21 protein-coding genes are annotated in these 21,757 nt (G+C 69.3%); 3 read left to right on the top strand and 18 right to left on the bottom strand.

Features of this window, described 5'->3' with window-relative positions; translation table 11 throughout:
* Positions 1-393: 393 nt before the first annotated feature.
* Positions 394-2,055 carry an ABC-F family ATP-binding cassette domain-containing protein gene (locus ABTZ94_RS05090; protein ID WP_351197613.1) on the top strand — a complete coding sequence of 554 codons (1,662 nt, stop codon included), beginning with the start codon at positions 394-396 and terminating at the stop codon, positions 2,053-2,055.
* A 102-nt stretch (positions 2,056-2,157) separates the two neighbouring features.
* Here the strand turns inward: ABTZ94_RS05090 and ABTZ94_RS05095 are convergent, their stop codons facing one another.
* The 3 genes from ABTZ94_RS05095 to ABTZ94_RS05105 form a co-directional block, all read right to left on the bottom strand.
* Positions 2,158-2,832, bottom strand: coding sequence for a DUF305 domain-containing protein (locus ABTZ94_RS05095; RefSeq protein ID WP_351197615.1), 675 nt, complete (start codon positions 2,830-2,832; stop codon positions 2,158-2,160).
* Between the two features lie 102 nt (positions 2,833-2,934).
* Positions 2,935-3,207 (bottom strand): hypothetical protein, encoded by a 273-nt coding sequence (locus ABTZ94_RS05100; protein ID WP_351197617.1) that lies wholly within the window; start codon positions 3,205-3,207, stop codon positions 2,935-2,937.
* A gap of 261 nt (positions 3,208-3,468) precedes the next feature.
* On the bottom strand, positions 3,469-5,442 hold the full coding sequence (locus ABTZ94_RS05105; protein ID WP_351197619.1) for a heavy metal translocating P-type ATPase: 1,974 nt from the start codon (positions 5,440-5,442) through the stop codon (positions 3,469-3,471).
* A gap of 103 nt (positions 5,443-5,545) precedes the next feature.
* On the opposite strand from ABTZ94_RS05105, the gene ABTZ94_RS05110 reads away from it, so the two are divergent.
* Both ABTZ94_RS05110 and ABTZ94_RS05115 read left to right on the top strand, forming a co-directional pair.
* Positions 5,546-5,953 carry an ArsR/SmtB family transcription factor gene (locus tag ABTZ94_RS05110; protein ID WP_351197621.1) on the top strand — a complete coding sequence of 136 codons (408 nt, stop codon included), beginning with the start codon at positions 5,546-5,548 and terminating at the stop codon, positions 5,951-5,953.
* A gap of 309 nt (positions 5,954-6,262) precedes the next feature.
* Positions 6,263-7,108, top strand: a complete 846-nt coding sequence (locus tag ABTZ94_RS05115; protein WP_351197622.1) for an MIP/aquaporin family protein — start codon at positions 6,263-6,265, stop codon at positions 7,106-7,108.
* Positions 7,109-7,330: 222 nt separating this feature from the next.
* Here the strand turns inward: ABTZ94_RS05115 and ABTZ94_RS05120 are convergent, their stop codons facing one another.
* From ABTZ94_RS05120 to ABTZ94_RS05185, 15 genes are all read right to left on the bottom strand, one after another.
* Positions 7,331-8,557 (bottom strand): MFS transporter, encoded by a 1,227-nt coding sequence (locus ABTZ94_RS05120; protein WP_351197624.1) that lies wholly within the window; start codon positions 8,555-8,557, stop codon positions 7,331-7,333.
* The gene (locus ABTZ94_RS05125; protein ID WP_351197626.1) at positions 8,535-8,951 is read right to left on the bottom strand and encodes a pyridoxal-phosphate dependent enzyme; all 417 of its coding nucleotides are present in this window, start codon (positions 8,949-8,951) and stop codon (positions 8,535-8,537) included. The genes ABTZ94_RS05120 and ABTZ94_RS05125 overlap by 23 nt, the downstream gene beginning before the upstream one ends.
* A 532-nt stretch (positions 8,952-9,483) precedes the next feature.
* Positions 9,484-10,497, bottom strand: a complete 1,014-nt coding sequence (hypE, locus tag ABTZ94_RS05130; RefSeq protein ID WP_351197733.1) for a hydrogenase expression/formation protein HypE — start codon at positions 10,495-10,497, stop codon at positions 9,484-9,486.
* Between the two features lie 100 nt (positions 10,498-10,597).
* Positions 10,598-11,725 (bottom strand): hydrogenase formation protein HypD, encoded by a 1,128-nt coding sequence (hypD, locus tag ABTZ94_RS05135; protein ID WP_351197628.1) that lies wholly within the window; start codon positions 11,723-11,725, stop codon positions 10,598-10,600.
* The gene (locus ABTZ94_RS05140; RefSeq protein ID WP_351197629.1) at positions 11,722-12,042 is read right to left on the bottom strand and encodes a HypC/HybG/HupF family hydrogenase formation chaperone; all 321 of its coding nucleotides are present in this window, start codon (positions 12,040-12,042) and stop codon (positions 11,722-11,724) included. Before ABTZ94_RS05140 ends, hypD begins: the two co-directional genes overlap by 4 nt.
* Positions 12,043-12,095: 53 nt before the next feature.
* Positions 12,096-14,507 carry a carbamoyltransferase HypF gene (gene hypF, locus ABTZ94_RS05145; protein WP_351197735.1) on the bottom strand — a complete coding sequence of 804 codons (2,412 nt, stop codon included), beginning with the start codon at positions 14,505-14,507 and terminating at the stop codon, positions 12,096-12,098.
* A 23-nt stretch (positions 14,508-14,530) separates the two neighbouring features.
* The gene (hypB, locus tag ABTZ94_RS05150; RefSeq protein WP_351197630.1) at positions 14,531-15,352 is read right to left on the bottom strand and encodes a hydrogenase nickel incorporation protein HypB; all 822 of its coding nucleotides are present in this window, start codon (positions 15,350-15,352) and stop codon (positions 14,531-14,533) included.
* Positions 15,353-15,355: 3 nt separating this feature from the next.
* Complete coding sequence (hypA, locus tag ABTZ94_RS05155) at positions 15,356-15,748, bottom strand: hydrogenase maturation nickel metallochaperone HypA (RefSeq protein ID WP_351197632.1); 393 nt, start codon at positions 15,746-15,748, stop codon at positions 15,356-15,358.
* A 122-nt stretch (positions 15,749-15,870) separates the two neighbouring features.
* Positions 15,871-15,975, bottom strand: coding sequence for a DUF6893 family small protein (locus ABTZ94_RS37755; RefSeq protein ID WP_502967180.1), 105 nt, complete (start codon positions 15,973-15,975; stop codon positions 15,871-15,873).
* 16 nt (positions 15,976-15,991) lie between these two features.
* Positions 15,992-16,540: a hydrogenase maturation protease gene (locus tag ABTZ94_RS05160; RefSeq protein WP_351197634.1), complete on the bottom strand. Its 549-nt coding sequence runs from the start codon at positions 16,538-16,540 to the stop codon at positions 15,992-15,994.
* Complete coding sequence (locus tag ABTZ94_RS05165; RefSeq protein WP_351197636.1) at positions 16,537-17,985, bottom strand: hypothetical protein; 1,449 nt, start codon at positions 17,983-17,985, stop codon at positions 16,537-16,539. Before ABTZ94_RS05165 ends, ABTZ94_RS05160 begins: the two co-directional genes overlap by 4 nt.
* A complete protein-coding gene (locus tag ABTZ94_RS05170; RefSeq protein WP_351197638.1) occupies positions 17,982-18,683 on the bottom strand; it encodes a DUF6084 family protein in 702 nt (233 codons plus the stop codon). Before ABTZ94_RS05170 ends, ABTZ94_RS05165 begins: the two co-directional genes overlap by 4 nt.
* The gene (locus ABTZ94_RS05175) at positions 18,680-19,348 is read right to left on the bottom strand and encodes a DUF5947 family protein (protein ID WP_502967181.1); all 669 of its coding nucleotides are present in this window, start codon (positions 19,346-19,348) and stop codon (positions 18,680-18,682) included. The genes ABTZ94_RS05170 and ABTZ94_RS05175 overlap by 4 nt, the downstream gene beginning before the upstream one ends.
* Positions 19,345-19,935: a NifU-related iron-sulfur-binding protein gene (locus tag ABTZ94_RS05180; protein WP_351197640.1), complete on the bottom strand. Its 591-nt coding sequence runs from the start codon at positions 19,933-19,935 to the stop codon at positions 19,345-19,347. Before ABTZ94_RS05180 ends, ABTZ94_RS05175 begins: the two co-directional genes overlap by 4 nt.
* On the bottom strand, positions 19,932-21,716 hold the full coding sequence (locus ABTZ94_RS05185) for a nickel-dependent hydrogenase large subunit (RefSeq protein WP_351197642.1): 1,785 nt from the start codon (positions 21,714-21,716) through the stop codon (positions 19,932-19,934). Before ABTZ94_RS05185 ends, ABTZ94_RS05180 begins: the two co-directional genes overlap by 4 nt.
* Positions 21,717-21,757 lie beyond the last annotated feature (41 nt).

The raw sequence follows: 21,757 nt of genomic DNA on the forward strand, positions 1-21,757 counted from the left end.
ATCCGAGTGGCTCTCGGATCGCCATGCACCCGACAGGGCTCCATGACCTCCGGCGTCCCGGCCCGCGGGCCGCTCGCCGCACTCCCCCGCACGACACCGAGGCTTTGCCTTTCACCCTCCGGGTCGCTATCGTTTTCAGTGGCTCTGTTGTCTCCGATAGAGGTGGACGTTGCGCATCTGAGGTTCGCGATCATCGCGCCGTACGGCTTCAGCCGTACGCCCGTCACGCAGTAGCAGTGTTCTGTCCTGCCCGTGACCCCGCGTGGATGCGACCTCGGTGCATGAGCCGTCCCTCGATCTTTCGGACCGCCGCACCTCCCTCTCGGTTCGGTCGCTGCGTGGTGCTCGCATACGAAGTCCCCATTCACCGCGCTTGCGACTGCGAGGATCACCATGGCGACACCCACCGCCCCCAGCGCCTCTCTCACCTGCTCCGCTCTGTCCTTCCAGTGGCCGGACGGCACGACCGTCCTCGACGGGCTCTCCCTCAACATCGGCCGGGGCCGCACCGGTCTCGTCGGCACGAACGGAGCCGGCAAGTCCACACTGCTGCGTCTGCTGGCCGGCCAACTGCGCCCCTCCCAGGGCTCGGTGAGCGTCGGCGGCAGCCTCGCCCACCTCCCTCAGAACATCACCCTCGACACGACACTGCGTGTGGACGAGGCCCTGGGCATCGCCGAGCGGCGCAATGCGCTGCGCGCCATCGAAGCCGGGAATGTGGACGAGAAGCACTTCGAAACGATCGGCGACGACTGGGACGTCGAGGAACGAGCCCTCGCGACACTGGGGTCACTCGGACTCGGCGACGTCGAACTGGGCCGCACCGTGGGCCAGATGTCCGGCGGGGAGACCGTCCTGCTGCGCCTGGCCGCACTGCTGCTGGAGCATCCCGACGTCCTCCTCCTGGACGAACCGACCAACAACCTCGATGTGTTCTCTCGCCGCAGGCTCTACGAGGCCGTCGACTCCTGGCGCTCCGGCGTCCTGGTCGTGGTGAGCCACGACCGCGAACTGCTGGAGCGCGTGGACCGCATCGCCGATCTGCGCTCCGGATCCGTGAGCTGGTACGGAGGCGGCTGGTCCGCCTACGAAGAAGCGCTGGCCACCGAACAGGAAGCCGCCGGGCGGATGTTGCGGGCCGCCGAGGCCGACGTACGCCGACAGAAACGTGAACTGGAGGAGACTCATGTGAAGCTGGCCCGGCGACAACGCCAAGGCAGGAAGACGGAGGCCGACGGAGGCCTCCCGAAGATCCTCGCGGGCCGCCGGAAGCGGTCCGCGCAGGAGTCCGGGGGCAAGCTGCGCGGCCTCCATGAGGAGCGGCTCAGTGAGGCGCGCGAGCGCCGCGAGGAGGCCGCGGACGCAATCCGTCACGACGCCGAGATCCGCGTGAGCCTTCCCCACACCGCCGTGCCCACCGGCCGCACTGTGCTGAGCCTGCACGAACTGCGTCCCCGGTTCGGCAGGCTGCGCGAGGGCAACCTCCATGTGCACGGGCCCGAACGGATCGCGCTCGTCGGGCGCAACGGCGCCGGCAAGACGACACTTCTGCGCACCCTCACCGGCGAGCTGGCTCCACTGTCCGGCGAGGCCAGGACGTTCGTACCGCTGCGGTTCCTCCCCCAGCGCCTGGATGTGCTGGACGATGAGCTGAGCGTCGCGGCGAACGTGGCCCACATGGCTCCCGGGGTCACGGACAACCACATCCGGTCCCAGCTCGCACGCTTCCTGTTCCAGGGCAAACGCGCGGAACAGCCGGCGGGCACCCTCTCGGGCGGGGAACGCTTCCGTGCCGCGCTCGCGGCGACGATGCTCGCCGCACCGGCCCCGCAGTTGCTGATGCTGGACGAGCCGACCAATAACCTCGACATCGCCAGCGTGCGACAGCTGACCAGCGCACTTGAGTCCTACGAGGGTGCGCTGCTGATCGCCAGCCACGACCTGCCGTTCCTCGAATCGGTCGGCATCACCCGCTGGCTGCTCCTCGCGGAGGAGCTCCGGGACACCACCGCGCAGGAGGTGGGCGACCTGCTCGCCACGCCGGAAGCGGGCTGAGCAGTCGCGTAACTCCGAGAAGCCGGGCTCGTCCGGCCCCTCGGACGTTCGAGAGGGGGTGCGGGCCTTCAGATGACGAGGGCCCGCACCTCCTGCCCCGGGTCAGAGCCTGGCGATGATCTCGTTCATCTGCTCGATCTCGGCGGTCTGGGCCGTGACGACGGCGCCGGCGAGCTTCTTCGCGTCGGCGTTGCTGCCGTTCTTCTGCTCGTCCTCGGCCATGGTGACCGCGCCCTCGTGGTGGCCGATCATGAGCTGGGCGAACTTCTTGTCGAAGTCCTTGCCCTTGGCGGCCTTGAGGTCGCTCATGTCCTTGCCGGACATCATCCCGGGCATACCCGAACTGTCCGAGCCGTGGTCCATGCCGGGCATGTCACCCATCGAGGACGAGGCCGAGGGCAGCGGCTTGCCCCAGGATGTCAGCCAGCCCTTCATGGTGTCGATCTCGGGGTCCTGGGCCTTCTCGATCGCGGCGGCCAGCTCCTTGATCTCGGGGTCGGCAGCGCGGCCGTCGGCCAGCTCCGCCATCACGACAGCCTGCTGGTGGTGCGGGATCATCTGCTGCGCGAACTTCACGTCCGCGTCGTTGAACGCACCGCCGGGGGTGGCCGCCGCGGAGGCGCCGGCGGAGCCGTGGTCCATGCCGGGCATGGACGAGCCATCGGTCTTGGATTCTTCGGAGGAGCCGCAGGCCACCAGCGTCAGAGCGAGTGCGGCGACGGTTGCGGCGCCCGCGAGCATGCGGCGGCGGGCAGGGGAAGACAGGGAAGCGGACATCACACGTTTCTTTCCAGGTGAATGCGCCACATCGATGGCGCGCGAAAGGGGCAGGATCATCCGGCCGGTCCGGCCCGATGGCCGGGCACCGGCGGACACCTGTCACGTCCGCGCGATACACACCTGGATCAGTAGATCTCTGCCGGCGAACGGCGGACCCCGCCGTACCGGTCCGCCCACCGCCGTAGGACGACTCCCGAGCACCCATACGGCCAGGACCACGAGGCCCAGCGCCATGAGCAACGGCAGCAGCCGGTCACGGGCGTGGGTGAATACGCACGACTCGCCGTTCATCCCGGGCACGGCGGCGGCCGCATGGGCGGTGCCGTGCTCGTCCGCCGTGGCCATGTGGCCGGGACCCGTCGTCATGGGCATGGGCGAATCCGAGGTCACGGCCATCCCGCCGTGGCACCCCTCGGCGGCGCTCGCCGGGGCTCCATGCATGAGGAACAGCCCGCACAGGACGGCACACAGCACGAGCAGCCGGGACACTCCCGGTGTGCACGTCCGCCTGCGATCCACGGCTGCCTCGAACTCTCGGTCGTACGAGTCCTGCGGTACGAGCCCGACGATACCCCCACAGGGTTTCTGCGTCCTGTCGCACCCCGTCTCCACGGGTCATGGGGTTTCAGTGGCTCAATCAACACTCCGGGCTCGTGTCCAGGCGGCGTCGCGCAGCAGGCGCAGGCCGTTGAGGCCGACGATGACGGTGGAGCCCTCGTGCCCGGCGACGCCGAGGGGCAGCGGCAGCGTGCCGGCCAGGTCCCAGATGACGAGGCCGGTGATGAAGACGGCGGCGATCACCAGGTTCTGCACCACGAGGCGACGGCACCGGCGCGAGAGCGCCACGGCTGTGGGGATCGTAGCGAGTTCATCGCGGACGACGACCGCGTCGGCGGTTTCCAGGGCGAGGTCGGAGCCGGCGCCGCCCATGGCGATGCCGGTGTGGGCGGCGGCCAGCGCGGGGGCGTCGTTGACGCCGTCGCCGACCACGAGGACCTTCCGCCCGGCGCTCTCCATCTCCCTGACCGCTCGCACCTTGTCCTGTGGCAGCAGCTCGGCCCGCACGTCAACGACCCCCACATCGGCGCCCAGTCGTGCGGCGGCACGCGGGTTGTCACCGGTGACCAGGACCGGAATGCTGCCGGTGAGTGCGGTGAGGCGGGTGATGGTGGCATGGGCGTCGGTACGCAGCCGGTCGGCGATGCCCAGGGCGCCTACCGGCGTGCCGTCGAGGAGAACCAGCACGGCGGTACGGCCCTCGTCCTCCAGTTGTGCGGCGAGCGCGGCGGCCGCCTGGTCCGTGCGGCCGTTCAGCAGACGGACGGGGCTGCCGACGGCGACGGAGCGGCCGGCCACGGTGGCGGTGACGCCGGTGCCGGGGGCGGAGGCGAAGTCCTCGACGGGGGGCAGGGCGAGACCGCGTGTGCGGGCCGCGTCGGTGATGGCGCGTGCGAGGGGGTGCTCGCTGGGGTGCTCGGCCGCGGCCGCGAAGGTGAGCAAGGTGTCCGCAGCGAGGCCGGAGGCCGTCAGCGGGCGGATGTCGGTGACCCGCGGGGTGCCTTCGGTCAGGGTGCCGGTCTTGTCGAGGGCCACGGCGTCGATCTGTGCGAGGCGCTCCATCACGACGGCGGACTTGATCAGCACACCATGCCGACCGGCGTTGGCGATCGCGGACAGCAGCGGCGGCATCGTGGCGAGGACCACGGCGCACGGCGACGCCACGATCATGAAGGTCATCGCGCGCAGCAGCGTCGGCTGCAACGCCGCGCCGAATGCCAGGGGAAGGGCGAACAGGGCGACGGTGGCCGCCACCATGCCGATCGAGTACCGCTGTTCGACCTTCTCGATGAACAACTGGGTGGGGGCCTTCGTCCCGGAGGCCTCCTCGACCATGGCGACGATCCGGGCGATGACCGAATCGGACGGGTCGCGCTCCACCTTGACCCGCAGCGCCCCGGTGCCGTTCAGCGTCCCGGCGAAGACCTCGTCGCCCGGCTCCTTGGCCACCGGCAGCGGTTCACCGGTGATGGTTGCCTGGTCCACCTCACTGGCCCCGTCGAGGACCCGGCCGTCGGCGCCGACGCGCTCGCCGGGACGTACCAGGATCACATCCCCGACCCTCAACTGCTCGGTGGGCACCCTCTCTTCGGCGCCGTCGTCGCCGCAGCGGGTGGCCGTGGCGGGCGCGAGATCGAGCAGACCGCGCACCGAGTCGGCGGTCCGTGCGGTGGCGAACGCCTCCAGAGCGCCCGAGGTGGCGAAGATGACGATCAACAGGGCACCGTCCAGCACCTGCCCGATCGCCGCCGCCCCGAGAGCGGCGACCACCATCAGCAGATCCACGTCCAGCGTCTTGTCCTTGAGGGCCTTCAGGCCCTCCCACCCCGGCTCCCAGCCGCCCGTGATGTATGTGAGCGCGTACAGCGGGCCCCACGCCCACCACTGGGCGCCGAGCAGGTGCAGGGGCAGAGCCGACAGGAACAGCACGAGGGCGGCTGCGGCCCAGCGGGCCTCCGGAAGAGCCAGGATCCGGGTACGCCGCCCGGCCGCGACCGCATCCCGGACCGGGCCGGCGGCCGGAGTCGGGCGGGTGAGGGTGAAAGACATGCGCGGTGATCCTTCACGAGAGGAGGCGGAGTGGTACGACCCCCCGCACCATACAGGATCACATGAACACGCATTCATGTGTTCATCTCCGTAGGATGAGGTCATGGGCCACGGAGCTGACGCGAATACTGCTGCCACCGCGCGCGAGCGCCTCGACGCCGTGGGGGCCGCCGATGTGGCGGCCACCCTCCAGGCCCTCGCCACCCCGTCCCGGCTTCGCATCCTCGCGCGTCTCCAGGAAGGGCCGTGCCCGGCGACGGAACTCGCCGACGCGGTCGGCATGGAGCAGTCCGCCTGCTCCCATCAGCTGCGACTGCTGCGCAACCTCGGCCTGGTCACCGGTGAGCGCCGGGGCCGCTCGGTGATCTACGCCCTGTACGACAACCACGTCGCCGAACTCCTCGACCAGGCCCTCTTCCACGTCGAGCACCTGCGCCTCGGCCTGCACGACACCCCCGCGGTGGAAGCCGCGGGAGCCGGCGGCGCGGTGACTGCCACCGCCGCCCGCTGAAGCCGCAGGCGGCCGTCCGAGGCACTCTGGTCGGCGGAGCCCTCCGGTCGACGCACTCGGTCAGTCGTGCCCGACGCCGACCTTACGGCCTGCGTAAGGGTGCTCAGCAGAGTGCTTGAGCTCTTCGACAACGTCGACGTGGACCGAATCGGCCCGAACGTACGCCCGATATCCCGCCCCTTCACCATGTGAGCCCGGCACCGCCGGCAGGGATTCCGTCACCAAATGCGGATCCAATTCTCTGCGTCTACGCTCGTACCTGCGATCTATGCCGCCAACGGTCGTGACTCGACAGGAAGCGAGATCCCTATGGAGCGGCTCAAGATGTCGGGAATCGTCGAGGAACTCTCGGCGGAGTTCCTCGGCACGATGGTTCTCATCCTCTTCGGCTGTGGTGTGGTGGCCCAGGTGGTAGCCGGCGGAGCACTCACCGAGCCGGCGGGGGGCCTTGGCAATCACGACAGCATCGCCTGGGCATGGGGCCTCGGAGTCACTTTGGGTGTCTATGTGGCGGGCAGGCTGAGCGGAGCGCACCTCAATCCCGCTGTGACTCTTTCGCTTGCCGCTTTCAAGGATTTCCCCTGGCGGAAAGTGGCGCCCTACGCACTCGCGCAACTCGTGGGAGCCTTCGTCGGGGCACTGATCGTGCGATGGAATTACACCGAAGCCTTGGCGAGGGCGGACCCGGGGCACACGCTCAAGACACAAATCGTTTTCTCGACGCTGCCCGCCAACGGGAACCCCGCACTTCCGGTCAGCGAATGGGGAGCGCTGCGGGACCAGGTCATCGGAACCGCCATTCTTGTGCTGCTGATCTTCGCGGTCACAGATCTTCTCAATACGCCACCGGGCGCCAATCTCGGCCCGTTCATCGTGGGCCTCATCGTCGTGGCCATCGGTATGGCGTTCGGCACCAACGCCGGGTACGCAATCAATCCGGCGCGTGACTTCGGGCCCCGGCTCGCGAGTTTCCTCACCGGGTACGGCGGAGCGTGGCGGGACCAGTACGGGAACTTCTACTACTGGGTGCCCATTGTGGGCCCACTCGTGGGTGGCCTGGCCGGTGCGTTCCTCTACAAGACCCTCGTCGGCCGTTTCCTGCCCACCGCGGAAGCGGAGCCGGAGGGCAGCATCCCCGTGCCGCAGGAGGAGTGACGCCCGGTTTTTCATCGAGCGCGGGCTCAGGAGAGGCAGTACGCCATGGCGGACTTCATCGGCGCGGTGGATCAAGTGGATACTTGATCACGTCGAGGGAGTCCGCGAGGCCGCGGAACAGGGCCATGCGGTATTCGGGAACACGGACTGCTGGGTGTTGTGGAATCTCACCGGCGGTCCCGACGGCGGCATCCACGCCACCGACGTGAGTCCGGGGGTGGTTCAGGCGCCGGTGTCGCGCGGCCCTCGCAGCATCGCGAAGGGGACGAGCGCGCCAAGCAGCAGTACGCAGGCGAGCGCGATCCAGCCGGCCGTGCCGAGGGCGAGGACGACGCCGGTCATCAGCACCGGCCCCGCGACGCGGTTGGCGACGGTGCGGCTGGTGTTGAACAGCACCAGGTAGGCGCTGCGCGCCCGCTCAGGTGCCAGGTCGAAGGAGAGGGTCCACGAGGCGCCGACCTGGAGCAGTTCGGCGAACGTCAGAAGGACGACGGCAGCACCCAGCACCAGCAGTGCTTCCCGCGCTCCGAAGCCGGGCGCGGCAGCGAAGGCCAGGGTGCCGCAGCTGAGCAGCAGTGCCGCGGCCGCGTACGAGTACCACGCCCGGCGCGTGGTGCTGTAGCAGCGGCTGAGCGGGTACTGAAGGGCGATGCACAGCACGGTGTTGACGGCGTACAGGATTCCGACATAGCGCTCCGGTACGTCGGTCCCGGTGACGAGCCACAGTGGGAAGGCCACATTGAGCACCGGCATCCAGAGCGACACCAGTGCGTTGTACGCGGTGAAGCCCAGTAGCCGTCGGTCCTTGAGCAGATCCGCGACACGGACGCTCTCGACAGCGGTCGCGGTTTCCTCTCCCCGCGCGGTGGCGTACACCACGGCCACCACCACATAGGCGAGTGCGCCGCCGGTCAGCAGCGGCCGGAAGGCTCCGGGCGCTCCGGAGCCCAGGGCGACTCCGGCGATCAGCCCGCCCAGACTGATGCCGAGGTTGACGACGGTGCGCTGCACGGCCATCACCTTCGCGCGCAGGCTCTCGGGGGCTCGCGCACCGACGTAGGACTGCACCAGTGGGGGCGAGGTCTGCTCGGTGACGGCGATGACGGCGACCACGAGGAGGAAACTCCACCAGCCGTCCACCCACAAATAACCGACGGTGGCCAGCGCGCGCAGCAGCATCACACCGATCAGCACCGGTTTCGGCCCGAAGCGTCCGGCCAGCCGGGCGATGGGCACGGCGGCGGCAATGGCGACGGCTCCGCCGAACGTCAGGCCGGTGCCGACGGACGAGGTGCTGAGATGAACAACCTTGACGAAGTAGATGGTCGAGACGGCGAGGAACAGTCCCGTACCGGTCCACTCGATCAGCGTGGCACCCTGGACCAGCGGCAGGAACTGCCGGTAGTCCTGGCCCGTCCGCCCCCGGTCAAGGGTGGTACTCGTGCCCATTGTCAGTGCTCCTGGTGCTTTCGGTCGAAGGAGAGGCCTTCGCGGCGCAGTTGTTCCACGACGACGGTGGCCGACGGCCGGCTGGCTCCGATGCCCGGTAGCACCTGGCGTCCGGCGCTGCCGGCGAGCCGCGTACGTCCACGGCGACCGCGGTGGCGTCGGGTCGGTTCCGGCGCAGATGCGCGCTGATGCCTGCGAGAGTGCCACCGGTGGAGACCGGCATGTACACCGCGCCGAGTTCCGGTCCTGCCTGCTCGGTGATCTCGGGTCCGGTGGGGCAATGCTCCTGGGGTTTCAGTCCCGGACACCGCACCCGGCCCCGGTGGGCGATGTCCAGGTGGAGTAAGGGAGTGCTGCGGAGGGAGCGTGCCAGGACGGGTTTCACACACGGCACTGCTTCCCCCTGGGCGATGCGTCGTTGAACTTTTCCGTGGTTCGACCGGTCTGCCCCGCTGCGCGCACTCAGACGATAGGCATCCGCCCTCCGGTTTCACCACGCCACTGCCCGGCGCGCTTGTCGCTCATGGCCGGAACAGCGCTTGACGCCTCCTCGCACCCCTGCGCATCCCTGCGCAGGGGTGCCGAGGATCCAGCGCCGGCGGCGTACGGTTCAGTGGTCCGCCGCGCCCAGGGTGCGGCCGGCAATTCGAAATGGCCGGTTCGGTGCAGCGGGAGCCGCACGACGGGAACCGCCCTTCCCTCGTTGGGACCTGGGCGGAGCGGTTCCGTCGTTGTGCCGGCAGGCCGCGCGCGGTGGCCAGGCCTCCGTCGGTGGCAGCCGGGCGGGAAGAAGTCCGTCGGCAGTGTCCGCGAGGTCCTTCGGTTGCTCGGAAGGACCTGCGGCGTCGGTGAACTCTCGTTCCATGCAAACGAATCCGGCATGCCCGCGGGCCGCGCATGCCGGATTCGGTGCAGGCGGCGGGCCGTCAGCAGATCCGCGGCAGTTGCTCCCCGACCGGGAGATCGACCACACGCGATCCCCCGAGCCCGGTGCGGGCCACCACCATGCCGGGGTGGGCATCCACCACCTCACCGATCACTGCCGCGTCCCTGCCCAGGGAGTGAGCGCGCATCGCGTCCAAGACCGCATCGGCGTGTTCACGCGGTACGAACGCCACCAGCTTCCCCTCGTTGGCGACGTACATCGGGTCGAGCCCCAGGATGGCGCAGGCGTTGGCCACCGGCGGAGGGACAGGGACGTGCCGCTCCTGGATCACGACGCCGGTGCCCGACGCCGCCGCGATCTCGTTGAGGGATGCGGCGAGCCCCCCACGGGTGGGGTCGCGCAGTACGTGCAGGTCCGGGGTGACCGCGAGCATGGCCTCCACCAGTCCGCCCAGGGCCGCGCAGTCGCTCTCGATCTCGACCCCGAACTCCAGGCCTTCGCGCACGCTCATGATCGCCACGCCGTGGACACCGATCGCCCCGCTGACGATCACGACGTCACCCGGGACGACACGCTGCGGACTCAGATCGACGCCGGCCGGGATGAGGCCGATGCCGGCGGTGTTGATGAAGATGCCGTCTCCGTGACCGGCTTCGACCACCTTGGTGTCCCCCGTCGCCACCTCGACGCCCGCGTTGCGCGCGGCGGCGCCGAAGGCGTTGGCCACGCGCGCGACGACGGAGAGCTCGACGCCCTCTTCCAGGATGAATCCGCAGGACAGATAAGCGGCACGCGCACCGCTCATGGCCAAGTCGTTGACAGTGCCGTTGACCGCGAGGTCGCCGATGGTGCCACCGGGGAAGAACAGCGGCCGTACCACGAAGGAGTCGGTGGAGAAGGCCAGGCGGGTGCCGCCCAGCGACACGGATGCCGAATCACCCAGTTGCGCGAGCGCCTCACCTCCGAAAGCGGGGGCGAAGATGTGCTGGACCAGTTCGGCGGAGAGCGCGCCGCCACCGCCGTGGCCCATCACGATGCGCGGGTGATCCCGCAGCGGGGCCGGGCACGTCCATGCCGTGGGATCGAGCGGCGGGGCACCGGAGGGATGCGTTACCGAAGCGGATACGTCACCGCTCGTGGGGGTCTCGACGGTCTCAGCCAACGGAGCTCGCCTCCAAAGGCGCGGTCTTCTTCATGTCCAGCCGCCGGTAGAGGTAGTACGCGGCGCAGGCGCCCTCGCTGGAGACCATGGTGGCTCCCAGTGGGGTGCGAGGAGTGCAGGTGGTGCCGAATGCCTCGCATTCGTGGGGCTTCAGCAGGCCCTGCAGGACCTCTCCACTGCGGCATTGAGCGGGTTCACGGGTATCGATACCGGTCACCGAGAAGCGGTATTCGGCGTCGTAGTCCCGATAGCGCGGGGAGAGCCGCCAGCCACTGCCGGGGATGACGCCGATGCCGCGCCAGGCCCGGTCGGTCACCTCGAAGACGTCCTCCAGCATCGCCAGAGCGGCAGGGTTTCCCTCGGGACGCACTGCGCGCGGGTAGGCGTTGTCCACCGTGTGTTCACCGCGTTCCAGCTGGGCCACGGTCCGGCGCACGCCTTCCAGGATGTCCAGCGGTTCGAATCCTGTCACCACGATCGGGACGCCGAACCGTTCGGCCAGCTCGGGATACTCGCCCATGCCCATCACGCTGCACACATGTCCTGCGGCGAGGAATGCCTGCACCCTGCAGTTCGGCGACTGCATGATCGCCTCGATCGCCGGCGGCACCCGGACGTGGGACACCAGCAGACTGAAGTTGCGGATACCGAGCCGACGCGCCTGATAGACCGTCATCGCGTTGGGAGGCGCGGTGGTTTCGAAGCCGATTCCGAAGAAAACAACCTCTCGTTCCGGGTTCTGCTGGGCGATCTTCAGCGCGTCGAGCGGGGAGTAGACGACCCGTACGTCGCCGCCCTCGCTTCGGACCCGGAACAGGTCCCGGCCGGTGCCGGGGACGCGGAGCATGTCGCCGAAGGAACAGAAGATCACCTCCGGGCGGGAAGCGATCTCCAGTGCCTTGTCGATGACTTCCAGAGGGGTGACGCACACCGGGCAGCCCGGTCCATGGATCAGTTCCACCTGGTCCGGCAGCAGTTGATCGATGCCGTGCCGGATGATGGTGTGGGTCTGCCCACCGCAGACCTCCATCAGCGCCCACGGCCTGGTCACGGTGGAGCGGATCTCGTCGAGCAGCCGCCGGGCCAGTTGAAGGTCTTGGAATTCGTCGATGTACTTCACTGCCGCGCCTCCTGCGGTGCTTCACCGACGCCGGGAAGCGGCAGTCCGCCCGCCTCTGCCGCCATTTCCCACGGGTCGCCGAACTCTTCTTGGAGCAAGCCGAGTTGGGCAAACAACTCCAGCGTCTGCCGGGCCGACTCCTCGTCCAGCTTCTGCAGGGCGAACCCGACGTGGACGATCGCGTACTCGCCGACCTGAAGATCCGGCAGATACTCCAGACACGCTTCTTTGACCACTCCGCCGAAATCGACGGTGGCCATGCGTGTGCCGTCCCGTTCCTCGATTTCCAGTACTCTGCCGGGCACCGCCAGGCACATGGCTTCTCCTTGCTGTGATTGATCCGCATGCCCGGCCCTGCCGGGACACGCCGTCAGTGGGTGGCTGCACTCCCCCGCGCCGCGCCGCTGCGGCCGTTGAGTGTTCGGACAGCGCGGGTTCGGGCAGCGATCATCACCTGCCCCAGTGCCAGCCCTCCGTCGTTCGGGGGGACCTGGTGGTGTCGCAGGACGGTGAAGCCGTGGCCGCGAAGCGTCCGGGCACAGGACGAGGAGAGCCGGGTGTTGGCGAACACTCCGCCGGTCAGGACCACGGTGTCCAGGCCGTACTGCTCACGCGCCAGGACGCAGGTTCTGCGGACGAGGGCGGCTACCGACTCATGGAAGCGTGCCGCGATGACTCCCGGCGCAGTACCCGCGCGCACATCCTCGACCACCGCCGACAGTACGGGCGCGGGGTCGGCGATCAGTGCGCTCCCGCTGTCCGGTGCGGCAGAGCGCAGCGCGAAGCCGTATCCCGCGCAGTCGTCGTCGGCCGCCTGGAGCGCGGCGGTTTCGAGTTCGACGGCGGCCTGGGCCTCGTATCCGGCCCGGTGACAGATGCCGGTGAGAGAGGCGACGGCGTCGAACAGCCGGCCCATGCTGGAGGTGGGTACGCAGTTGAGATTCTGCTCCAACTGCCGGGAAAGCACGCTCAGTTCATCGGGCGGGCAGGCCGCCCTGCTCAGCAGGTCCTGCGCCCAGCCGATTCCTGCCGCGTGCAGATGTGCCAGGGCCATGCGGTAGGGACGCCGTACGGCGGCGTCGCCGCCCGGCAGAGGGACGTACGCGAGATGCCCGAACCGGTGGTACCCGTCGTAGTCCGCGAGGAGGAACTCTCCGCCCCATACAGCTCCGTCGTCGCCGTAGCCGGTGCCGTCGAACGCGACGCCGATCACCCGCCGGCTGCCGTCCAGGCCGTGTTCGGTCATGGCGGAGGCGATGTGTGCGTGATGGTGCTGCACGCGCACGACATGCCTTTCACCGGCCAGACGGCGTGTCAACTGTCCCGAGCGGTATCCGGGATGTCCGTCGACGGCCAGGACCTCGGGTCGCACCCCGGTGATGGTCTCCAGCTGCTGTCCGGCGTGCTCGAAAGCATGCTGGGTGGCGAGGTCGTCCATGTCACCGATGTGGGCGGACAACCATGCTCTGCGCCCCTCCGCCAGGCACAGGGTGTTCTTGAGGTCGCCGCCCGCGGCGAGGATCGCCGTTACCGGGAGAGGCAGTTCGACGGGCCGGGGGGCGTAACCGCGTGAGCGGCGTACCGTCAGCAGTTCCCCGTCACAGACGCGTACGACGGAGTCGTCGGACGGTACATGGATCGGCCGGTCGTGGGTCAGCCAGGCATCGGCCAGGCGGGCGAGCCGGTCCAGCGCTTCCGTGTCGTCGGTGACGATCGGCTCCCCGGCCACATTGCCGCTGGTCATGACGAGAAGGCGCGGCCCGGCCGGGTCGCCGGGCAGGCCGAGGAGCAGGTGGTGCAGGGGGGTATAGGCAAGCATGACGCCGAGGTCGGGGCTGCCCGGGGCCACGTTGTCCGACGGTGCAGTGGCGCCCGGCCCGGGGACGGCGTGGCTGCGGCGCCTCAAAAGGACGATCGGCCGGACCACATCGGTGAGCAGGGCCCGCTCCTGTGCGCCGACATGGACGAGGTGCTCGATGTCACCGATGTCGCGGACCATCAGGGCGAACGGCTTGTCGCCACGGGCCTTGCGGCGGCGGAGCGCGGCCACAGCCCGGGCGTTGGTCGCATCGCACGCGAGGTGGTATCCGCCGAGCCCCTTGACGGCGAGGATCGCGCCGCCGGCCAGGAGTGCGCGGGCCTCGGCGACCGGGTCCGTCGCGGTCACGCGTCGCGGGGCCTTGTCCGGATCCGGGTGAGCCGCCAGCAGATCGAGGCGGGGGCCGCATCGGTGGCAGGCGACCGGCTGGGCATGGAAGCGGCGGTCTGCGGGGTCTGCGTACTCGCGGGCACAGTCGTGGCACATGGGGAAGCGGGCCATGGTGGTGTGCGTACGGTCGTACGGCAGATCCGTGACGATGGTGAACCGCGGCCCGCAGTTGGTGCAGGTGATGAAGGGGTGCCGGTGGCGCCGGTCCGCGGGGTCGGCCAGCTCGGCAAGGCAGTCGGCGCAGGTGGCCACGTCCGGGGGGACCAGAGTGCGGGAAGGTCCACCGGTCCGGGAGGCGACGATGGTGAATCCGGCACCGCCCGCGGCGGGGACTTCCCTGTGCTCGACGGAATCGAGGACGGCCATGGGCGGTGCGTCCGCGGCGATCCCTTCGCAGAACAGGGCCACGGCAGCCGCTGAGCCCTCGACTTCCGCGACGACGCCCTCGGGGGTGTTGGTTACGTGTCCCGCCAGGCCCATCGAGAGGGCGCGCGTGTACAAGTAGGGCCGGAATCCAACGCCTTGGACGACGCCCCGGACGGTGACCCGGCGACGCTGCGTCGGCTCACCCATGGCCGGGCCGGACCGTTGCGTCGTCACGCGCGGGTCTGCGCCATGGCGCCGGACGCATCCGTCGCGGCGCCCGGCTCGCCCTGGGCGGCATGCGTGTGGGGGTGGCCGTGAGAAGCCTCGCCGAGCTCTGCGTCTGTATGGGTGTGCGTGGAGTGGTGCTGCTGGGCCATGACAGGCCGGTGCACCGGGGCTCCCTGCGCGGCGTCCAGCGCCCGTTCGAGGAGCGCCCCGACGCCGTCACCGAGCCGGGCGGAGGTGAGGAGCACCTCCACGCCGGGATTGACCTGCTCGACATGGGCGCGGAACGCATCCTCGTCGAAGGCGACAGCCTCGGCGATGTCCGTCTTGGTGACGAGCACCAGGTGCGCCAGCCCAAAGGCGGTGGGGTACTTCAGCGGCTTGTCCTCGCCCTCGGTGACCGAGGCGAGGACGACCCTCAGAGTTTCGCCGAGATCGTACGAGGCCGGGCAGACCAGGTTGCCGACATTCTCCACGAAGAGGAGCCGGGTGTCCTTGGGCAGCCACCCGTCGAGGTGCCCGCCCAGCATCCGGGCCTCCAGGTGACAGAGTCCGTCGGTGAGCACCTGCTTGACCGGGGCGCCGGAGCGGGCCAGGCGCGTGGCGTCGTTCTCGGTAGCCAGGTCGGCGGTGAGTGCCGCGACGGGGATGCCCCTCTCGCGGGCCAGGACCAGTTCGCGTTCGAGCAGTGCCGTCTTTCCGCTGCCCGGGCTGGAGAGCAGATTGACGACCGAGGTGCCGCGGGCGGCAAGTTCGGTGCGCAGGTGATGCGCTGTCGTGTCGTTCTTCGCGAGTACCGCCTGCTGCAGGTCGACCACACGGCACATGGTTCAGCACTCCTCGGAAATCGGTTCACGGGTACGTCTCTGCGCAGGTCCTTCGTCCCAGTGGACGTCGGCGATCTGCAGCTCGCGGCCCGAGAGCAGTTCCGCGGTTGCCTGGCCGCACGAGGGGCAGCACAGTTGCGGTGGCATTCCGACCGCCCATTCGTCCGCACAGGGCGCGCAGCGTGCTCTCGCCCGTACGGAGTCGACCACGAGCTCCGCGCCTTCCAGAACGGTCCCGGCGCAGGCCAGTTCGAAACAGAAGGACAGTGCGTCCGGGACCACTCCGGCCAGTTCGCCGACCTGGAGCCGGACGGATGTGACGGCGACGGCGCCGCCGGCTCGAGCCGCTTCTTCCACCTGGCCGACGACGGCCATGGCGATGGACATCTCGTGCATGGGTCTCCGTCCTGCCCGCGTCATTACACCGGGGCGTCGCAGTCGCACCCGGGCTGGCTCGCCGACGCCGGACTCTACGTACGTCATTCGGTGCAGCCCGGGACCTGGCGGATGCGCTGCCGTCACATGATCCGGATGCGCAGGTAGCGCTTGAGGTCGGGCATGATCTGTGCCACGAGTGCGGCAACGGCCACGGCGACCGCGCCGCCGATGATGATCTTCTTCATGACGGTGTTCGTCTCCTCAGTTGATGGCCGGGCCGGCCGCCGCCTGTGCGGTGGGCGCGGTCCGTTCGTCGTCCCGCACAAGGCGCAGGACCATGTTCACGGCCTCCGGTACGGCAGCGGCCACGGGATCGCTCAGACCGATGCCCTCCCCGACGCAGGCGGGTTCGCATCCGACGACCAGCGTGCGTCTCGGGGGGATGCAGCCCGTCCCGGCGCACAGGGTTTCCAGCAGTGTCAGGACCGCATCGGGGGACATGCGGTGGCCGTCGAGCAGAGCTTCCTGCGGCTCGATACGGCCGGGCCGGTCGGCCTCGATCAGATACAGCGTTCCAGGATCGCCGCCGCGTTCGGTGGCATCGATCAGGACCAGCGTGTCGTATCCGTCGAGGAGCTGGTACGCGAGGTGGACTCCGCGCACCCCGATGTCCACCGCTTCGACGTGGCCGGGCAAGGGCCGCGACGCCAGTCGTCGTACGGTCTCGACACCGAAGCCGTCGTCGCCGAGGAAGATGTTCCCGACGCCCGCGACCAGAGTCGTCGTTCTCCGCTCCGAGGGCGCTGTCATGCGTCCTCCAGTGGTGCGACCTCGTCGGGCTGGAAGTACAGGAAGCGGCCCTGCTCGCGCCGGATGTCCGCACCCGGATCGCCCTCCACGGTGACCGCAAGGTGCACTGTGCCGTCCACGTCGTGGAGTACTGCCTCGACCAGTGCGCTGCGCCCTTGCAGAAAGAGGTCCTGGGCGTCGGTGCGGCGCAGGCCCGGCCGCAGGAGCACGCGGCTGCCCGCGCCCACCGACCGGCCGTCCACCAGGATCCGGTCGCGTGCCGGGTCGGCGCCGGCGTCGGCGGCCGGGTCCCACCACGGCTGGTCCGGCCGGATCAGGTCGTACTCGTCGGAACCTTCCGGTACTTGCGGAAATCCGTCGGACAAAACGGCTGCGGGCGCACCCGGCTCGGTGACCTCCCGCAGGGCCCGCACCGCGCCGTGCAGCCGCTCCAGGACCTCGGGGGGCATCGAGTCGGCCAGGTCGATCACGGCGGCCGCCCGGTCGTCCGTTCCCCGGGCCTCGCGCTTCTCCTGGTCCGTCAGGGCGGCCGTGCGCAGCGCGAGGATCTCGTCGATCTCCGTGGAGTCGTACAGCGCTCCGGGGCTCTCCGGGGCGATGGCCGGGTGGTCCTCAAGGATGATCGGGGACGAGAGCACCAGGTCCGCTCGGCCAGGCTCCCCGGCCAGTACGGGCCAGGTGTGCAGATTCCGGCAGCCCGCGACTGCGCCCTTGGCCCACTCGGGAGGGTCCGTCATCGACAGGAACGAGCCTGCGCTCAGGCCCAGGAGAAGGTGGGCGGCCACCAGTGACCTGGGCAGAGCGGCGTCGCGGTCGGCGTGAGCGGCGTCCGGAGTCCATGTGCTGGTGTTCTCCACGACGGCGGTGAGCCGCATCGCCCGGTACGGGCCGTCGATTTCGGCAGCGGACAGCCGTACCGCGCCACTGATCTCCTCGCAGCGGCGCACCAGGCGGCCCACGGTCCGGCCGTCCTCGTCGCGGACGGTCTCGGTCTCCTCGCGTGCCGGGCGCGTGAAGGGGACGACTACTCCGTCGCCGGTGAGCTCGGCCACGGTGGCGAGCGCTTCGACCCGTTCCTCGGCACCCTCGTCCCAGGGGACCAGGACCCGGTCGGTGAGCTGGAGTTCGGGAACCGTCTCGAAGGTGCCGTCGCCGCGGAGCCGCTGCACGGTGCGTCGTTGGGCGTGCAGGAACCGCACCTCGGCCGCCAGAGTCGCGTCGGTCCTCGGTTCCATCAGACATTCGGTGTGCTGGAATTCGTGCTCTTCGGCGGCTGCCGCCCAGGCCGGTGGTACGAGCACCCCGAACTGCCAGCGGAGCCGGTTCTTGGCCGCCGACGCACGGTACGGATACAGGACGTAGCCCTCGAAGAGGACGGCGTCGGCCACACCCCGGGCGGCGGCGAAACGGGATTCCAGCGCGGGGATGAGCGCGGACGCTGTCATTGCGCCGTCCTCTCGGCGAGTCCGGCGAGCCCGGCGTCGGCGAATCCTCGGTCCGGCGGCTGCAGGGCCGTGGTCCCGGCTGTGTCGAGAAGCGCCCGGACGGTCGCCTCCCAGGAGGGCAGTGCGTGCCGGGAGCGGAATTCGAGCAGCGCTTTCATGGTGTCGCGGGGAAGGCGGATCCAGCCGCACCCGGGGAAGTGCTGGTCGATCATCTCCTGCCACACCGCCACCGGCATCCGGAAGGGTGCCTCCAGGTCCCAGGGCACCGGCTCGACATGGAAGCCGCCAAAACCGGTGAAGGCGGTGCCGGAGAAGAGCATGAGGAGCGGCACCTCACCATCCGTCAGCGTGTTCAAGTACCGTGTTGCGGCGATCTCCAGGTCATATGTGCAGGGCACGACGACGTCCGTCTCGGTCGCCCCGGTGAACGCGGGAACCATGACCGGAACCTGGGCGAACTGCATGGGCTGGAGTGTGCTGCCCCACCGTGAGCGCTCACCGAACAGATCGGTCAGGCCCTCGGCCTCAGTCGTTCCGTAGCCGCGCCGGGCCGGCTCGATGCGGATCTGGCAGCGCAGCGCGAGTGCGTGCACCCGTGTCTCTTCGGATGCGGTGATGCGCAGCCGGAAGACGAGGGTGGGGCCGGCCGCGTACGGGTCGGCGCGTACGCCGGTGCAGGTGAAGGTGAAGTCCGTCATGGTCGTCGCACCCCCTCTGTTGCCTCGGCCCTGCGTTCGACGTGTTCGAAGAAGGCCTGCAGATCGGCACGGGCCTCGGCTCCGCCGTCGAAGCCCTGCCACAGCAGGCGCATGCGTCCCACCAGCTCGTAGCAGATGTCGATCGGTACCAGATAGCACTCGGCCCGGCCTTCGGTGCGGCGCAGCAGCAGTGCTTCCACGTCGGGTTTGAGCAGCTCGGAGAGACGGCTGCCGCCGAGGACCGTCTGCCAGGTCGACGGATCGAGTTCGCTCTCGGTGGCTCCGGCAGGGCTCGGGTAGAGCGCCACCAGCCGGTCCAGCGCGGCGTTGCGGAAGAAGAACGCGACGCTGACAGGGATCTGCAGGAGTTCCCACGCGTTGTCGTCGAGACGGTGGTCGTGGTCGGACAGGTAGCGGTCCGGCACGCTCAGGAACCGGCCGTGGGCGGCGCCGGGCCGCTCGAACAGCAGGGCGCACGGGGTGCAGGCGCACGCCAGCGAACGCTGCTCGGTGTCCACCAAATGCCGGTGGTTCCCCTCGGCCACCGGCACTCCGCAGAGTTCGCACCGCTCCTGCCGGGGCTCACGCGGTGCCGCGAACCGCCGCAGCGTGTGCACGCCCGAGGCGGGCGCGGGCCGCCCGGCCCACGTCATGGGCGCGCTCACGGCGTCCTGGCCGGGGCCGGCCTGGCGTTTGCCGCGGCCTGCGGAGGGCGCGTTCCGATCTGAAGGAGTGCCGGATCCTGAGTGGCGGAGGCAGGCTCCATCTCGACCGTGGTCACCTCCGGTGCGAAGCAGGCCATGGCGTTCTCGACGGACTGCTGGGCCGACGATGCGCCGGCGCAGCCGCATCCGCCCGTGCCGGCGGTCCGCAGGCGCAGGGTGCCCGTGTCCTCGTCGAAAGTCACCACCTCGACGGGATCGCGGACTGCCGCGAGGGCCCGCCCGATCCGCGTACCGGTGTCTTCGGGGTGCAGGTCGTGCAGGACCAGCAGGCTCGACACGAGGTCGTCGCCCAGGAGTTCGTCCAGCGTGACACCGGTTTCCCGGCCCGGTGCGGCCCGGAGCCCGTCGAGGATCCGGGCCAGCCCGGCGCCGTAGAAGTCCATCAGGACCCGCACCAGTTCCTCGGCCGCCGCGGAGGCTTCGCGGTCACCGGCCGCAGTCAGTTGCTCGAGCACCTCTTCGATGCGATGTCCGGCCTGCTCGGCGTCGAGCACCTTCGCTGCCGCCGTATGTGTTGTCGCGCTCATCCGCCCAGTCCGCTCAGCCCGGTGGGCACGTGCATCTTCTGCACGGTCCTGCCCCCGCCGACGTACATGTGGACGCCGCACGGGAGACAGGGGTCGAAGCTGCGCACTGCGCGCATGATGTCGATGCCCTTGAAGTTCTCCGGCGGGTTCTCCTCGAAGATCGGCGTGTTCTGCACGGCGTCCTCGTAGGGCCCGGGAGTTCCGTAGGTGTCCCTGGTACTGGCGTTCCACGGCGTCGGAGGGTAGGGGTGATAGTTGGCGATCTTGCCGTCCCTGATCACCATGTGGTGCGACAGCACACCGCGTACGGCCTCGGTGAATCCGACGCCGATGCTCTCGTCCGGGACGTCGAACTTCTCCCAGGTCTGCGTACGTCCGGCGCGGACCTCCTCAAGCCCCTTCTCGGCACAGTGCAGCGCGATCGCGGCCGCGTACGCCTGGAAGTAGGTGCGGGCGCGGTTGCGCTCCAGCGCGTTGCTCCACTTAGGGATCTTCCACTCGAAGGTGGTCTCGGGTTTGGTCATCGTGCGCGGCAGGTTGATGACGACGCTGTGACCGGTGGCCTTGACGTAGCCGACGTCGACGAGCCCGGAGAGCGCGGTGGACCACAGACGGGCGAGGGGGCCGCCGCCGGTGTCCAGGGCCAGGTGGTCCTTGCCGTCGAACCACCGCGGCGACATCACCCAGCTGTACTTGTCGTCGAAGTTCCGCTTCTGCGGCGCGGGGATCGTGTGCTGGTTCCACGGGTGGCGGGGGTCGACCGGGTTGCCGAGCGGGTCATGGGTGACGAACTGTTCCTTGCCCTCCCAGTCGTCGTAGTACGAACTGCCCAGCAGGATCCGGATGCCGAGGTTGATCTCGGTCAGGTCATTGGTGACCAGCTTGCCGTCCACGATCACACCGGGGGTGACGAACATCTTCCGCCCCCAGTGGCTCATGTTGGCGTACGTGAAGTCGCAGTGCTCGGGGTCGTTGAGCGCTCCCCAGCAGCCGAGCAGCACCCGCCGGCGGCCGACCTCTTCGTACCCGGGCAGGGCCTCGTAGAAGAAGTCGAACAGGTCGTCGTGCAGGGGCACGACCCGCTTCATGAACTCCACATAGCGCATGAGGCGGCTGAGGTAGTCCGTGAAGAGCTGGACGGAGGCGACCGTGCCCACACCGCCCGGGTAGAGCGTGGAGGGGTGCACATGGCGCCCTTCCATCAGGCAGAACATCTCCCGCGTGTAGCGGCTCACCTGGAGGGCCTCGCGGTAGAACTCGCCCTCGATGGGGTTGAGCGACCGCATGATGTCGGCGATCGTGCGGTATCCGTGCTCCCCGGCGTGCGGCGCTTCGGTGCGCTCGGCGAGTTCCAGGACGCCGGGATTGGTCTCGCGGACCATCTTTTCGCAGTAGTCGACCCCGACCAGGTTCTCCTGGAAGATGTTGTGGTCGAACATGTACTCCGCGGACTCGCCGAGGTTGATGATCCACTCACCGAGGTGTGGCGGTTTCACGCCGTACGCCATGTTCTGCGTATACACGGAACACGTGGCGTGATTGTCGCCGCAGATCCCGCAGATGCGGCTGGTGATGAAGTGGGCGTCCCGGGGGTCCTTGCCCCGCATGAAGACGCTGTAGCCGCGGAAGACCGACGAGGTGCTGTAGCACTCCGCGACCCGCTTCTGCTTGAAGTCGATCTTCGTGTGGATGCCGAGACTGCCCACGATCCGCGTGATCGGATCCCAGGCCATCTCCACCAGGCCGCTGCCGTCGCCGGCCGCTTTCGTTGTCGGTGCCATCGTGTCTGCCGTAGCCCTTCTGAGAAGCGGGAGGTGGGATC

The sequence above is a fragment of the Streptomyces sp. NPDC002785 genome (assembly GCF_040295565.1).
GTDB lineage: Bacteria > Actinomycetota > Actinomycetes > Streptomycetales > Streptomycetaceae > Streptomyces.